Origin of the sequence: Vibrio sp. SALL6, assembly GCF_002002385.1 — a bacterium.
Taxonomy (GTDB): Bacteria; Pseudomonadota; Gammaproteobacteria; order Enterobacterales; family Vibrionaceae; genus Vibrio; species Vibrio parahaemolyticus.
On sequence record NZ_MQVK01000007.1, the window covers coordinates 38,652 to 54,372 of the forward strand.

Sequence of the window (15,721 nt, forward strand, 5' to 3'; positions counted from 1 at the left end):
GTACGCATAAAGCCTCCAATTGAATACTAGTATGAATCAGCCAACATCACTCTATCTTGCTTCTTTATTGGAAGTAGAGTGGCAAAAGCCCGAAGAATTTGAATTTCCAAACGAATTTGCCAAGCATTGGCTGGAAGAACAAGGGTCTTTGTCACGTCGTTTAAAGCAGCACTGTCAGGAATTGACGGTAGAACTGCTGCAAAATCATATCGTCACAGCGAAGACACTGAAATCGGATGAAAGTCAGTTACTGTCTGAGCAAGATTGCCTCCTAAGAGAGGTCGTCCTGTGTGGAGACGACTGCCCTTGGGTTGTTGGTCGTACTTTGATCCCACGTACTACGTTGGTCGATCAGCAATACGACTTAGCGCAGCAAGGCGATATCCCACTAGGGCTCACCGTCTTTAGCGCTGATAATGTCGAGCGCGACTCGCTACAAATGGGTTGGGTTCACTTGCCTCAAGGCCGTTTTCTCGCACGACGCTCAAGGTTGTGGATGAATCACAAACCTATGTTAGTCGCTGAGTTATTCTTATCGAATTCACCTATTTACGCCAAGGAGAGAGTGTAAATGTCCGCAGAAAAAGCCAAAGCATATTGGCAGCTGATGCGAATGGATCGCCCAATTGGTTCACTATTATTGTTGTGGCCAACGGTTTGGGCTCTGGTCATTGCAGCCCAAGGCATACCGAGTTGGGATGTGCTCATTGTATTTGTGTTGGGTGTATTTTTAATGCGTAGTGCAGGCTGCGTCATTAACGATTTTGCAGACCGTAAAGTCGATGGTCATGTGAAGCGTACTAAACAGCGCCCATTGCCTTCGGGTAAGGTCACGGCGAAAGAGGCGATTGGCTTATTTTTGGTTTTGGCCGTGAGCTCATTCTTACTTGTGTTGACCATGAACCCCTTAACGATTCAGCTCTCTTTTGCGGGCCTTGTCTTAGCCTTTATTTACCCTTTTATGAAGCGTTACACGCATATCCCGCAGCTGTTTTTGGGATTAGCGTTTAGCTGGGCGATTCCTATGGCGTGGGCGGCACAAACCGGTGAGCTACCAGTGATGGTTTGGTTTGTGTTTGTGATTAATGCATTGTGGACGATTGCCTACGACACTCAGTATGCAATGGTGGATCGCGATGACGATTTAAAAATCGGTATCAAATCGACAGCGATTCTGTTCGGTCGCCACGACAAGTTAATTATTGGAGTGTTACAGTTAGTGACGTTGGCGATGTTGGTGGGGCTAGGGCAGTTTTATCAATTAGGCCAAAGTTACTACTGGACGGTGCTGATTGCCGCATCATTGTTTGTTTATCAGCAGCATTTGATCCGCCACCGCGAGCGCGATTTGTGTTTCAGAGCTTTCCTTAACAACAACTACGTTGGCATGGTGATAGCGATAGGTTTATTAGTCGCGTTCTGGTAATCAATCCGAAGATCAAAAAAGGCATCCAATTGGATGCCTTTTGTTTTTTTGTGTTTGTTATGCCTGAAGTTGATGGATACTTTCTTCGATGGTCAACTTCACTTCTGGGTACAGAAGCGTAAACAGTAGCTTGGCAAATTTCTGCGTTTTCTTCTTATCGCAGTTGCCGTCGCTATCGAGGTACTCTTGCTGTTTGAGTGTATTGAACATGGCGGTAAACACACCTTTGTCGAAGAACTCCGGCGCGTTGATACCGTGCAGGCGACCTAAACGTTGCGCGATGTCTTGGCTCTTTTGTTCCAGATCCGATTTACCCAACTCAGGGTACGCAACCAATAGGTTCATGGCGATGGAGTAACGCTGCAGCGTCTCAGTAATCGTGCGACCAAGTAGAACCAGCGGTTGGTTGTTTGATTGGTTGATTTCCAATTTGTTGCCATCAAGACAGATCATTTTCTGCTCGGCAAACTCATTCAACGTTTTCACCACAAGGTCGTTTAAATCTTCCTCTTGGTAGCTTAGGAACAGCTCTTTCTTCAAGAATGGGTAGATTTGCGCAACGTTCTCTTGGATTTTCTCCACGGTGAGATTGCGCTGACGAATAATCATCTGAGCAATCAACGATGGCAGCGCAAACAAGTGAATGATGTTGTTGCGATAGTAAGTCATCAGAATCGATTGACTACGATCCAGAGAAATGATGTCGCCCATACTGTCTGTTTCAATCACAAACTTATCTAACGAGATAGCGTGATCAACCAACTCTTCAGCACTTTCCGTTGGGATGGTTGAAGTGCTTGAGTATGGGTTGTTCTTGAGTAGCTTCAAGTAGCACTCAATCTGATTGATCAGAGAATCACGAGACAGTGCACGTTGGCGAGAAGCCAACAAGGCCGTTGCACAAAGCGTTAAGGCGTTTGCCGCTGCCGCATCGTTAATGTGCGTCATCATCTTGTTCGCTAGCTCATTGACCACAGGATTCATCCATTGTGGTTTGCTACCGCCCATGCTATCGATGTCTTTTGTCCACTCTGGCGCGTGCTCGTTAAGGTATTGGTTGAGCTGAATAGGCTCACCGAAGTTCACGTAGCCCAAACCAAAGTTACGCAGTTTACGTAGAGTGCGCAGAACAAGACCTGCGTTCTCTTTCTCTTTACGTTTACCGCGCAGTTCTTTGGCGTAAGTGCCCACTTCCATTACGTGCTCGTAACCGATGTAAACCGGTACCAGCGTTACCGGACGGTTTAGACCACGCAGCATCGCTTGAATCGTCATGGCCAACATACCCGTTTTCGCTTGCAGTAAACGACCGGTACGTGAGCGACCACCTTCGCTGAAGTACTCTACCGAGTAGCCTTTTGCAAACAGCTCGGCTAGATACTCGCGGAAAATCGTGGAGTACAGTTTGTTGCCTTTAAAGCTACGACGAATAAAGAACGCACCACCACGACGGAAAATCGGACCCGCAGGGAAGAAGTTCAGGTTGATACCCGCAGCAATGTGCGGTGGCACCATACCTTCATGGTACAGAACGTAAGACAGCAGTAGGTAGTCCATGTGACTACGGTGACACGGCACGTACACGATCTCATGGCCATCTTGCGCCAAGCGACGCACTGTCGAAGCGTTGTTGATGTGCAGGCCTTGATACAGTTTGGTCCACAGCCAGCTCAGGATGCGATCGCCGTTCTTCACCAGACCGTATGAGAAGTCGGCTGCGATTTCATCCATGATGTCATGGGCTTCTTTGCGCGCTTTCTCAATCGAAATGTCTTTGCTTTTTGCCTCGTCTTCAATCGCTTGTTCAATTGCAGGTGACTTTAACAGGCGAGCAAATAGCACTTGGCGTTGCGGTAGGTTTGGACCTGATGCCGCCAATTTTTGACGAGAAAAGTGGATACGTGCCACGCGCGCTAATTTATGCGCAATAGCACTGTCTGTACCGTGAGAATCCGCCATATAACGCAGTGAAACCACCGGGCTAAAGCGCACCAAACAGTCACGACCTGCTGCCATTACCGCTTTCGCTTTTTGTGGCCCATTCATTGGTTGCAGGTACGGGCGATGGTTCTCTTCTTTACCTGGTTTGCGTCCCCAAAGTACGGTCGCTGGGATCATCTGCACATCAAGCTCGCTATCAAGCTTGTGCAGTTCCAGCAGCTCAGTAAATAGAGAAACAGAATCTGTCGGGATGTCGTTGTCATTACCCATCACGGTTGGACGTGAGGCAATAAAGACGAAACGATTAAGCGTTTTGCCATTGATTTCCAGCGGACTGAGCGGGTCTGGTAGCCCAAGGCTCATGGCTTGTTTTTGCAGTGTCAGCAAATCCACGTTCGAACGAAATGGCAAGGCATACACAATCGGCTTAGTTAGGTCGATGTTGAGATCGTCAATCGGATTCGATGGGATTGTGGTGCCCTTTACCATTACCGATAAAGGTAGTTTTAGTAATGAACGTGAAAATGATTGTCCAGAAGACATAAAGTTCACAGCCTCAATAGGTATTCAAACAGGCCCAACCTTAGTTCTGTGTCCGCGTGGCTCAACTTCTTGGCAAAGAAATGAGTACGGCAATAGAAATAAGCCTAGGCAATAAATTTTAAGCGCAGCAAGGATACCAGAAACTGGTCAAACCTTTTAATTTTATTGAGTAGAAATTAGTCGAACTCCTAAGTTGTTGCTTTACTTTGATTAACTTTAGACACGGTGTTTTAAACGCGCTTTGCGCCACAGTTTGTGGGCAAGTTCAGAAAGCGCAGCAAATAAATTAAAAAACAACCAATTGGGTTTCCATTTGACCATTTACTGGATATACTCACAGTTAACTGTATAAAAAGACAGGTGAGACATGAAGCCGTTAACGCCACGCCAACAACAAGTCTTCGATTTGATTAAAAGCAAAATCGATGACACCGGAATGCCACCAACTCGTGCAGAGATTGCGCGTGAGCTTGGCTTCCGCTCTGCGAATGCCGCAGAGGAACACCTAAAAGCGCTTGCTCGTAAGCAAGCCATTGAAATTATTCCGGGCGCATCGCGTGGGATCAGAATCCTGCTTGAAGATGCGGCCAATGACGAACAGGGCTTGCCTCTGATTGGTCAAGTCGCTGCGGGTGAGCCGATTCTGGCTCAAGAGCACGTAGAAGCGCACTACCAAGTTGACCCTGCGATGTTCAAGCCGCAAGCGGATTTCTTACTTCGTGTAAACGGCGAAAGTATGAAAGACATCGGTATCATGGACGGTGATTTGCTTGCTGTGCACAAAACACAAGATGTTCGCGATGGTCAGGTTGTCGTTGCTCGTGTTGATGACGATGTGACCGTCAAGCGCTTGGAACGTAAAGGTTCAACCGTTTTACTGCATGCAGAGAATGAAGAGTTCGCACCGATTCAAGTGGACTTAACGTCTCAGCATCTGACTATTGAAGGCTTAGCCGTTGGTATTATTCGCAATACCGATTGGATGTAAGTTTATCGCAACAGCCCAGCTTCGCTGGGCTGTTGCCTATTTGTCTTAGCACTTTTTTCTCATCCGCTTTGAGCTCCAGCTCTCTGTTTACTTCTCATATTCTTATCGCCCCTATCTCTGCGCTTGATAATGCAATTGATATTCATTATCATTATTTCCGGTATCCACTCTTTCTCACTGGCGCAGGAAATGCCCATGTCTAAGTCAAAACATCAAGTTCCTAATCATCTATTGAAGCCTTTGCTATTACGCAGCCGTGAAAGCATGGTCGACAATGGTTTGGTGTATGACCCCATTGCAGCGAAAGCTTGCCTAAGCTGCAAGATGGCGCCTGATTGTTTAAGTGGTGATGTCGCGCAAAAGCAGTTGCTACACGTGACGTTGACTCAACTGTGCGACCAACAGGTAACGCAGTTTTTGCAGCAAAATCCGGACGCTTGGATCATCAATGTTGGAGCTGGACTCGATACCCGTTTTTACCGTTTGGATAACGGCCGCTGTCACTGGATTGAATTGGATGTTACGGAGAATCTAGTTTGGCGTCAGCGTCTATTCCATAAAAACGAACGCTACGAACATCGCAGTGGGAGTGTGGAAGACATGTCGTGGCTCGAATCTCTGACCATTCCAGATAAATCACCCGTATTGATTCTGTGCGAAATGGCATTGTTGGATTGCTCTGAGCGACATGTTGCGCGGTTTATTCAAAACTTAGGTCGCCATTTTGTCTCGGCTGAGCTCTGTATGGTACTCGCTGGAGACTTAACAGAAAGCAAGTGGGGGCAAAAGCTTGGTTCGGATTACTATGCCCATGGATTTGAGGCACCGGCGGAACAAGTTCTGAGATGGCTGCCGTGGGCACAATGGGTGAAAGCGTTCTCGCCATTCGACCGATTCTGTTCACGATGGAAAGCTTGGCAACGCTGGCTCAATAAAATTCCAATGCTAAAGCACCGTCTCACGCCAGTGCTTGTTCACATCAAGTGGTAATTGGCTAGTCATTAAGCACTCAGGTACACTCGTCGATCTAAACAACGAGGTGCCTGTGACAAACTCTATTTTCTCTCCTTTATCGAATCCTCAAGTGCATCGTCAGGTGTTAGCGCTCGCGATCCCGATGGTGTTGTCGAATATTACCGTTCCACTATTAGGCTTCGTCGATGCGGCGGTGATTGGCCACCTAGAGCACGCGTGGTATTTAGGCGGCGTCGCGCTGGGCAGTACTATGATCAGCGTAACGTTCTGGCTGCTTGGCTTCTTACGCATGTCGACTACAGGCCTAGCGGCGCAGTCTTACGGTGGTGAAGACAAAAAACAGCTCGCATTGGTGTTCATACAGGGCTCATTCATGGCTTTGCTGTTTGCTTTGGTGTTCCTCATAGCCCATAACCCACTTGCTGATCTGATTTTTGGCTGGAGTGATGCCAGTGCTGAAGTGAAGCACTACGGCATGCAATATTTCTCTATCCGTGTGTGGAGTGCCCCCGCAGCTCTAATGAACTTTGTGTTGTTGGGCTGGTTGCTCGGCACGCAAAACTCCAAAGCGCCTATGTGGATGGTGATTATCACCAATGTCACCAACATCGCTCTCGATTTGTTATTTGTGATGGGCTTAGGTTGGAAAGTTGAAGGTGCTGCGCTTGCATCCGTGATTGCTGATTACTCAGGCATGGCGTTTGGTTTGGTCTGCGTGTGGAAGACATGGCAAGCACGTCAGTTGCCGTCACCCAAGCAATTACTTGCTGACACTCAGCATGGGCTAGGGCGATTTGTGAAACTCAATCGCGATATCTTTCTTCGTTCATTATGTTTGCAAGCTGCGTTTAGCTTTATGACGTTTCAGGGCGCGAGCTTTGGTGATGATGTTGTCGCGGCAAACGCTGTGTTGATGAGCTTCTTGATGATGATTTCCTACGGCATGGATGGTTTTGCCTACGCGATGGAAGCGATGGTGGGGAAAGCGATTGGCGCGAAAGACCGAGCTCAGCTTAGTGATTCTCTGATCGGGACATTCTTTTGGAGTCTGATCATCTGCTTAGGGCTTACTGCGGTATTTGGCTTAGCGGGATCGAATTTGATCGCCATGATCACTTCTATTGCGATTGTGCAGCAGCAAGCAGCGATCTATCTACCTTGGCTGGTGGTGATGCCGTTGACATCTATGTGGTGTTTCTTATTCGATGGCATTTTTGTTGGTGCCACCAAAGGTAAAGATATGCGAAACAGTATGTTCGTGGCGACTTGCTGTTTCTTCGTAATCTTCTTTTTGTTCTCTGGCTGGCAAAACCATGCACTGTGGTTTGCGATGACCAGCTTTATGGCAATGCGAGGGATTGGTCTTGGAGTAATATTCTTCTATCAATGGCGTAAAGGAACGTTCCTCGCGTAAATAAAAACAGCAGGTCGAAAACCTGCTGTTTTTGCATTTGGATCATGGCAACCCAAATACTCATTTAACCTCATTATCTCAGCATTGTATGGCTACTAGAACAATCGGTTCAGCCCATTCAATGCCGCTACACGATAGGCTTCGGCCATGGTCGGGTAGTTGAAGGTAGTATTCACGAAATATTCAATCGTATTGGCTTGGCCTTTCTGTTCCATGATGGCTTGACCAATGTGGATGATTTCCGCTGCACGTTCACCAAAGCAGTGAATGCCGAGAATTTCCTTGGTTTCACGATGGAACAAAATTTTTAAACTGCCGACATCTTTGCCTGCAATTTGCGCACGGGCCAGATGTTTGAATGAAGAGCGGCCAACTTCATAAGGCACTTTCGCTGCCGTCAGTTCTTGTTCTGTTTTACCAACAGAGCTGATTTCTGGAATGGTGTAGATGCCTGTTGGAATGTCTTCAATCAGATAGTTTTCAGCCTGACCTTTGGTGATCGCTTGTGCGACAAAGCGTCCTTGGTCGTAGGCTGCGCTCGCAAGACTAGGGTAACCAATCACATCACCCACTGCGTAAATGTGCTCAACCGCCGTTTGGTAGTTGCGGTTCACTTTAAGCTGGCCGCGAGAATCCGATTCTAGACCGACGACATCCAAACTGAGTTTGTCGGTGTTACCGGTTCTGCCGTTCGCATACAGCAAACAATCGGCGCGCATTTTCTTGCCTGACTGCAGGTGAATAATGACGCCATCTTCTGTGCCTTCGATTTTCTCGTAGGTTTCGTCGTTACGAATGACAACGCCGCTGTTCCAGAAGTGGTAAGACAGTGCATCAGACACTTCGTTATCCAAGAACTCCAACAAACGATCCCGGGTATTGATCAGGTCGGTTTTCACACCAAGTCCACGGAAGATAGAGGCGTACTCACAACCGATAACGCCTGCACCATAAATGATGATATGACGAGGGTCGTGTTTCAGGCTCAGGATAGAGTCACTGTCGTAGATTCGTTCATGCAAGAAGTCGACATCGTTTGGTCGGTAAGGACGAGAGCCCGTCGCGATGACAAATTTATCGGCCGAGTAGATTTCTTCCGTACCGTCATTTTGCATTACCGCGATAGAGTGCGTATCAATAAAACGTGCAGTACCGAACAGCAGCGTGCAGTCATTGCGGTCGTAAAACCCCTGACGAAGGCGAGTCTGTTTATCGATGACCGTTTTCGCATGGCCTAAAATGTCAGAAAATGTTGCATGAAGGCTGGTGTTGTTTCTGCAAAATAGCGGGTTGCTATTGAATTCGATGATACGGCTTACTGCATGGCGCAGCGCTTTCGATGGAATGGTTCCCCAGTGCGTACAGCCGCCGCCCACACTGCTTTCTTTCTCGACGATGGCAACATTCAGTCCCGCTTTGGTTAACCCCATTGCAGCCCCTTCTCCGCCAGGGCCACTACCAATTACGATCACGTCATAGTGATTAACATGCGCCATGATGCCTTCCTTGTTATATTTGCTTAACATTGCTTTAGCGCGATTTTAACTCATTTGCTCTATACGTACACGTAATGGCTGCGAGAGAGTGGAAGTGATCACGCAGAATCGAACAAAAGGATGAATTGGTATGTTGTATGTCTATAAATTGACTCGAGAACATTGCAATTAGATGCATGCCAATAGTAACGTTCTCGCCGCTTGCCTCGGGTGAGGCAACATATCTTTCTCCGTAGGGGTGAATTGCGTTATATTGAAGCTCTTGTACCCTACAGAAAAGAGCAAGTTAAGAATGAAATCGATGGGAATCCGCGCGCAACAAAAAGAGAAGACACGTCGATCACTGATCGATGCGGCATTTAGTCAATTAAGTGCGGATCGCAGCTTTTCCAGTCTCAGCTTGCGAGAAGTTGCCCGAGAGGCAGGAATTGCACCCACTTCTTTTTATCGTCACTTCAAAGACATGGATGAGCTAGGCTTAACAATGGTTGATGAAGGCGGTTTACTATTACGTCAACTGATGCGTCAGGCACGTCAACGTATTGTCAAAGAAGGCAGTGTGATTCGAACTTCGGTTGAAACCTTTATGGAATTCATTGAAAGTAGCCCTAACGTATTCCGCTTATTATTGCGTGAGCGCTCTGGCACTTCTTCTGAATTTCGTACTGCCGTCGCTCGAGAAATCCAGCATTTTGCGGCAGAATTAACCGAGTATTTAATGAGCACCGGTATGACCAGAGAAGAGGCGTATACTCAAGCAGAGGCGTCGGTGACTTTGGTCTTTAGTTCGGGTGCTGAAGCTTTAGATTTAGATCGACGTGAGCGCGATGAACTCGCCGAGCGATTGATCATGCAATTGCGAATGATAGCCAAAGGGGCCTATTGGTATCGCAAAGAACGTGAACGTAACCGATTAAAAGGCGGGATAGAATAATGTCGAATGGAAATAAATCTGAAAAGAAAACGCTGATTTTGGCACTGGTTGCAGGTATGTGTGGTGATGCTTTATTGTCATGGTTGACCATGAGTGAAGTGTCTTTCTCAATCTTCCCACTGATTGCACTCGTACTGGCTGTACAAGCTCTTTACCAAGAGTACTTAAACAACCCGGTATCGGAAGATATTCCGTTAGTGGGCTTAGCGTGTTTCTTTGTTGGTGCCTTTGGTCACTCTGCATTTATCAAAGCGCAATACCCAGAAGCAGGCTCAAACTTCTTCGCAATCATGGTGTCGATGATCCTATTGGCATGGATTGGTAAAAAGCTGGGTTTCATGGAAAAGAAAACTTCTGCTGAATAATTGAAAAAATTCCAACAAAAAAGCGAGCTATTGAGCTCGCTTTTTTTATGTCTTTCGCTGGTGGCTTACGCTTTACGTTCTAGTAAAACGCCGGCTTCCATGTGGTGGGTGTAAGGGAATTGGTCGAACAGAGCAAAGCGCGTCACATTGTGAGTTTCGCTTAGAATGTCCAAGTTTTCTTTTAGGGTCTCTGGATTGCAAGATATGTACATGATGCGCTCGTAACCTTGCACCATTTTGCACGTATCCACATCCATACCTGCACGTGGTGGATCGACAAAAATCGTGTTGCAGTTGTAGCTCTTCAGATCGACACCATTGTCTTTTAAACGACGGAATTCGCGCTTACCTTCCATTGCTTCTGTAAATTCTTCTGCCGACATACGGATGATTTGTACGTTGTCGATCTTGTTCGCTGCAATGTTGTATTGTGCTGATTCTACCGAAGGCTTAGCAAGCTCAGTAGCAAGTACACGGTCGAAGTTTTGCGCTAATGCTAACGAGAAGTTGCCGTTACCACAGTAAAGCTCTAGTAGGTCGCCAGTGCTCTCTTGAGTACAGTCAACCGCCCATTCCAACATCTTCTCTGCTACTTTGCCATTCGGTTGGGTGAAGCTGTTTTCGACTTGCTGGTAGATGTAGCTTTGGCCATTTACGTCCAGTTTTTCGATCACGTAGTCACGGTCTAGGATGATTTTCATCTTACGTGCGCGACCAATGATGTTTAGGTTAAAGCCTTCATCATTTAAACGCTGTTTAAGGGCTTTCGCGTTTTCAATCCACTCTTCATCAAGTTGGCGATGGTAAAGCAGTGAAACCAGAATCTCACCGCTTAGCGTCGATAGGAAATCGACTTGGAATAGTTTACGGCGTAGGGATTCGTTGTCTTTCATCGCTTCAACCAATAGCGGCATCAAATCGTTGATCAGACGGCTGGCTGCTGGGAATTGGTCTACGCGGTATTTCTCACGAGTCTCTTGGTTGAACATGATGTAGTACAGGTCTTCACCTTCATGCCAAACACGGAACTCAGCACGCATACGGTAATGCTGCTCTGGTGATTCAAACACTTCCAGTTCTGGCACGTTGTATGGCGCGAACATATCAGTGAGACGTTCGACTTTTTCAGCCAGTTGTTCTTGGTAGCGTTGTGGATTTACATCAAGAGTAGCCATGATCTTACCTTTTATGGTGCATTCAATTTAAGAGCGCAGATTTTATTCAATCTCAATAGGATGTCCAGTTTTGTACTGGAATTGATTTAAAGATAGTGCGTACAGGCAGAGTAGAAAGCAAAATCAATCAAAACGTTACAACTTCTAAGGGCAATATTGGCTGGACAAATAATCAATAGCTGAATAATATTTGCCTCAAGTTGGTGCTATCTAGCAATCTAGATGGCTGAAATGGGAATCTGGTGTGAATCCAGAACTGACGCGCAGCGGTAAAAGAGAACGAACGCTCATCAGACACTGCATTAGTTTATGTGGGAAGTCGAGCAAGTAGGCGGTACACCCGTGCTCTTGAGTCCGAATACCTGCCAACAACTGAGCCACAGCACTGGACTGTCATGATGACAGGGCTCGGAAGGAATTACGCGATTTAGGACAATACAATGAGAAAATCCGCACTGGCGATCACTTTGGCATCGCTGCTTTCACCTGTCTCTTATCTACAGGCCCAAGAAACCTCCACTGACGAAACCATCGTTGTTACTGCAAACCGTTTTGAGCAAGCCGAAAGCCGTACGTTGGCAGATGTCGAAGTAGTTACTCGACAAGACATCGATCGCATTCAAGCGAAAACCCTACCAGATGTATTGCGTCGCCTTACCGGAATTCAAGTTTCACAAAATGGTGGTCGTGGTCAGTTAGCGTCTTTATTTGTTCGTGGAACCAGTTCCGACCAAGTTTTAGTACTGGTTGATGGCGTACGTTTTGCACGAGCAGCGAAGGGCGCTGTGGACTTTAACCAAATCCCACTTACTTACGTTCAACGTATTGAGTACGTGCGTGGTGCGCGTGCGTCACTTTATGGCTCAGAAGCGATTGGGGGCGTGATCAATATCATCACCATTGCGCGTGCTGACGAAGAAGGAACGAAGTTAAGTGCGGGTTTAGGTAGTTTAGATTATCAAGAATTGAGTGCGGCATCTGGTATTAAAGTCACAGAGAGCGGCCAGCTAAATATCGCGCTTGGTAGTGAAAGTGATGATGGTTATAACGTTCGTCCTGTACCGGGAGTTAATGACGGCGATCGCCATGGCTTTGATACAAAGAATGGTCTGCTAGGTTACGTGCATAACTTCAATGACCAGTGGTCTGCATTTGGTAACCTACGTGCTTACGAAAATGTTTATCAATATGACAGCAGCTACGGCAGTCGCGGTTACTACGAAGCAGAAAAAGACGATCTTTCTGTCACTCTGGGCGGTAAGTATCAGTCTGATAATGTGATGTCAGAACTACAAGTAACAGCACAGAAACAGAAGTCTTGGAACTATGAGCAAGCAAAAGGCAAACACTCAGGTACTGAAGATGAACTTGAGCAGCAAAATGTCCAGTGGACCAACAGTTACTTGCTAAACAACAATACGACGTTGGCTGGTGGTATTGATTGGCGCAACGAGTCTTATAAAGACAAGAGTGCGAATAAAACGTTTGATCGTACCAATGGCGCTCTGTTTGGTATGGCAACCACCAGTATTGATAAAGCAATGCTCGAGGGCAGTGCTCGCCTTGATGATAACGAAGAATACGGTAGTGAGTTCACTTACAGTTTAGCGGCTGGTTACCAGTTTGTACCAGAGTTTGGGGTTAAAGCCTCTTTTGGTACTGCGTTTAAGGCTCCAAACCTATATCAACAGTATGACCCAACATACGGTGAGAAAGATCTGAAGCCGGAAGAGTCAGATGCTTGGGAGTTAGCATTCAGCGGTGATGTCCAAGGCGTTTTTTGGTCCGTAACGGGTTATGACTATAAAATCACGAATCTTATCGATTACCATCCAACCACATACAAATATTTGAATGTCGATGGTGAAACACATATCCAAGGTGTGGAGCTTGTTGCTGAGTTTGATACAGGGATTGTGCAGCACCAGTTGAGTGCAGATTACAAAGATGCTGAAGACGATAAAGGGCATCAGTTGCAGCGCCGCGCTAAAGAAATGTATAAGTGGAATGCTTTAGTGAGCTTCGATAAAGTGGATTGGTCGGTTAGCTATCAGTACGTCGGTAAGCGTCCAGATGTGGATTACAGCACTTGGCCTTCACAAGATATTACGCTTTCTTCTTACTCGTTGGTTGATACGGCGGTGACTTACTATCCGAATGAGTCGACCTCTATTAGCGCTCGTATCGATAATCTACTTGATGAAGAGTATGAGATGGCAAAAGGTTACCCTGCTGCAGAGCGAGCGTACTATCTCAACGTTGGCTACGAATTCTAATCGTGAATGAGCACAAACCGCCTTCGGGCGGTTTTTAATATTTTGTGGTGGAAAATCGAATGAAGAAACCCAAGCGAGTGGTGATCAGTTGGTCCAGCGGTAAAGATTCGACATTAACGCTTGAGCGCCTTAACGAGAATCCAAATTATCAAGTTGTCGGTTTGTACACGACTTACGTAGGAAAAGAAGTCCCTTTTCAAGCAACTCCGCTTGAGGTTGTACAAATGCAAGCAGACTTACTTGCGCTTCCGCTCATTACTATCGAGCTACCTGAAGTCTTTCCAAGTAACGACATTTATCAATCGACCATCGTTAATGCATTACAAAGTAGTGGTCTAAACGTAGAAGCTGTCGCATTTGGCGATATGTTTTGCAATGGCATTGCCGATTACCGACGCAGTTACATTGAACCTGCAGGTTGGGAGTGCGTCTTTCCTCTATTAGGGGAGAGCAGCGAAAAACTAGCGATGGAAATCATAGAGCGTGGTATTCAAGCTATGTTGATCACCATAGACGGAAGTGTTCTCTCTCCAGAATGGTGTGGTCGTTGGTATGACCAAGTATTAATCGAGTCATTACCACGTCATATTGATCCATGTGGAGAAAATGGTGAGTTCCACACATTGGTGACATCAACCCCATCATTTCAAGGACATATAGAACTGACTAAGCTTGAAGTAGAAATAGGGGAGCGATTTAGCCATCAAAGATACCGCGCCAAAGCATTGCCAAAACAAATCTAACCAGTATGATCGCCGAGTCTCTATTCATCAGGTAAGACTCGTGCGAGCATCAAGTAAGAAAAAAGTTCTAGTGTTTGATTCCGGTGTCGGCGGACTGTCAGTTTTCCAAGAAATTCACCAACTCCTTCCACACTTAGACTACTTCTATCTGTTCGATAACGAAGCTTATCCTTACGGCGAACTTGATCAGAATGTGCTTATCTCGCGCGTCAATCAGCTGGTTTCCGCATTGGTGGCAGAGCATCACATCGATATCGTCGTCATTGCGTGCAATACTGCCAGTACAATCGTGCTGCCGTCATTGCGTGGCAACTTATCAGTGCCAGTTGTTGGCGTCGTGCCTGCCATCAAACCGGCCTCCCTACTAGCGACTCAGGGAGTAGGGTTAATCGCAACGCCTGCGACCGTCACTCGTCAATACACTCATGAACTGATCCGCGATTTTGCACAAGGTAAGCCAGTTGAATTGCTAGGTTCGACGCGTTTGGTTGATATGGCAGAAGAAAAGCTACGTGGTGAAAGTGTTCCTTTGGATGAACTGAAAAGTATCTTATCGCCGCTATGCAATAAAGTAGACGTCGCTGTACTTGGTTGTACACACTTCCCACTAATCAAAAACGAAATTCAGCAAGTGCTGGGTAGCAACGTCGTTTTGATTGATTCTGGGGAGGCGATAGCGCGCCGGGTTAAAGCATTACTATCTTGTGGCGAGCTTGAAGAGAAAGAAGAAGGGATAAAACGAATCTTTGCCAGCGCACCTCCTTGGCAAGAAGATGCACTGAACATTTGTTTGGCGAAATTAGGATTTAATCCAGTTCAGATTTATCGCCATCTGGATGTTTCGGATCGTTAGCAATACGAACTTTAAGTGTTCGCTCCATATATTCCCTTTCATTTAACTTCGCGATAGCCGGTTCTGCGTCAGCAGCGGCCATAACGACAAAACCAAACCCTCTTCTTTTACCTGTGCGTTTATCTTTCATTAAGCGCACAGCGAATACCTGCCCATACTCTGCAAATAAATCACGAACGTGACTCTCATTTGCTTTATAAGGAAGGTTACCGACATACAGCGTTTTAGTTGAAGGATCAGATTCCGTTGGTTGAATAGATGGTGTTTGGCTAGAAAATGAAAATAGAAAAGCAGTAGCGGCAACACCGATAAGAAAGCTCAAAGCTGGTGGAATAGCGAATTGAGAGAATAGCACTCCCCCAATGACGGCCAGCCCGGCAGATAGGATCAGATTTTTTTTAGACGTCATTTTGATTACTACATATAGATAATAAAGAGATCGATTGTCTATTTAACAGAATAGACACATGAATCTTACGTATATGGTTGGTGTTTTTCCAACCAATTGCTGTGATATGTCTCAAATGTGACGAAGAAATATGCAAATTTCGGCGTTTTGATGGATTAATGAACGGTTGAAAGTTTTTTTGCA

14 protein-coding genes and 1 riboswitch are annotated in these 15,721 nt (G+C 46.3%); of the genes, 10 read left to right on the forward strand and 4 right to left on the reverse strand.

Annotated elements, in window-relative coordinates; translation table 11 throughout:
* The first annotated feature begins 31 nt into the window (after positions 1–31).
* The gene (locus tag BIW15_RS04230; protein WP_005460374.1) at positions 32–571 is read left to right on the forward strand and encodes a chorismate lyase; all 540 of its coding nucleotides are present in this window, start codon (positions 32–34) and stop codon (positions 569–571) included.
* Complete coding sequence (ubiA, locus tag BIW15_RS04235; RefSeq protein WP_005460372.1) at positions 572–1,426, forward strand: 4-hydroxybenzoate octaprenyltransferase; 855 nt, start codon at positions 572–574, stop codon at positions 1,424–1,426.
* A gap of 57 nt (positions 1,427–1,483) precedes the next feature.
* Here the strand turns inward: ubiA and plsB are convergent, their stop codons facing one another.
* Positions 1,484–3,910, reverse strand: a complete 2,427-nt coding sequence (gene plsB, locus BIW15_RS04240) for a glycerol-3-phosphate 1-O-acyltransferase PlsB (protein WP_023583990.1) — start codon at positions 3,908–3,910, stop codon at positions 1,484–1,486.
* Positions 3,911–4,277: 367 nt separating this feature from the next.
* Here plsB and lexA point away from each other — a divergent pair, with 367 nt between their 5' ends.
* The 3 genes from lexA (at position 4,278) to dinF (ending at position 7,287) form a co-directional block, all read left to right on the forward strand.
* Positions 4,278–4,898: a transcriptional repressor LexA gene (gene lexA, locus BIW15_RS04245; RefSeq protein WP_005480871.1), complete on the forward strand. Its 621-nt coding sequence runs from the start codon at positions 4,278–4,280 to the stop codon at positions 4,896–4,898.
* Positions 4,899–5,093: 195 nt separating this feature from the next.
* Positions 5,094–5,888, forward strand: a complete 795-nt coding sequence (locus BIW15_RS04250; protein WP_005496421.1) for a class I SAM-dependent methyltransferase — start codon at positions 5,094–5,096, stop codon at positions 5,886–5,888.
* Positions 5,889–5,943: 55 nt separating this feature from the next.
* A complete protein-coding gene (gene dinF / locus BIW15_RS04255; protein ID WP_179115223.1) occupies positions 5,944–7,287 on the forward strand; it encodes an MATE family efflux transporter DinF in 1,344 nt (447 codons plus the stop codon).
* Positions 7,288–7,382: 95 nt separating this feature from the next.
* Here the strand turns inward: dinF and sthA are convergent, their stop codons facing one another.
* On the reverse strand, positions 7,383–8,813 hold the full coding sequence (sthA, locus tag BIW15_RS04260) for a Si-specific NAD(P)(+) transhydrogenase (protein WP_077280625.1): 1,431 nt from the start codon (positions 8,811–8,813) through the stop codon (positions 7,383–7,385).
* 262 nt (positions 8,814–9,075) lie between these two features.
* Between sthA and fabR the strand changes: the two genes are divergently transcribed.
* Entirely contained in the window at positions 9,076–9,717 is a 642-nt protein-coding gene (gene fabR, locus BIW15_RS04265) for an HTH-type transcriptional repressor FabR (protein WP_005480868.1), read from the forward strand.
* Complete coding sequence (locus BIW15_RS04270) at positions 9,717–10,082, forward strand: YijD family membrane protein (protein WP_005460363.1); 366 nt, start codon at positions 9,717–9,719, stop codon at positions 10,080–10,082. Before fabR ends, BIW15_RS04270 begins: the two co-directional genes overlap by 1 nt.
* Before the next feature lie 65 nt (positions 10,083–10,147).
* Here BIW15_RS04270 and trmA read toward each other — a convergent pair whose 3' ends face one another.
* Entirely contained in the window at positions 10,148–11,257 is a 1,110-nt protein-coding gene (gene trmA / locus BIW15_RS04275; RefSeq protein ID WP_005480873.1) for a tRNA (uridine(54)-C5)-methyltransferase TrmA, read from the reverse strand.
* A 184-nt stretch (positions 11,258–11,441) separates the two neighbouring features.
* Positions 11,442–11,642, forward strand: a riboswitch (cobalamin riboswitch).
* A 55-nt stretch (positions 11,643–11,697) separates the two neighbouring features.
* Here trmA and btuB point away from each other — a divergent pair.
* From btuB to murI, 3 genes are read left to right on the forward strand one after another with little or no spacing between them, the layout of a single operon-like run.
* Entirely contained in the window at positions 11,698–13,533 is a 1,836-nt protein-coding gene (btuB, locus tag BIW15_RS04280; protein WP_025627366.1) for a TonB-dependent vitamin B12 receptor, read from the forward strand.
* Between the two features lie 59 nt (positions 13,534–13,592).
* A complete protein-coding gene (locus BIW15_RS04285; protein ID WP_077280626.1) occupies positions 13,593–14,276 on the forward strand; it encodes an ATPase in 684 nt (227 codons plus the stop codon).
* 40 nt (positions 14,277–14,316) lie between these two features.
* Positions 14,317–15,129 carry a glutamate racemase gene (gene murI / locus BIW15_RS04290; RefSeq protein ID WP_025509482.1) on the forward strand — a complete coding sequence of 271 codons (813 nt, stop codon included), beginning with the start codon at positions 14,317–14,319 and terminating at the stop codon, positions 15,127–15,129.
* On the opposite strand, the gene BIW15_RS04295 is transcribed toward murI, so the two are convergent.
* A complete protein-coding gene (locus BIW15_RS04295; RefSeq protein ID WP_005480876.1) occupies positions 15,083–15,538 on the reverse strand; it encodes an RNA-binding protein in 456 nt (151 codons plus the stop codon). The two genes, murI and BIW15_RS04295, sit on opposite strands and share 47 nt — an antisense overlap.
* Positions 15,539–15,721 lie beyond the last annotated feature (183 nt).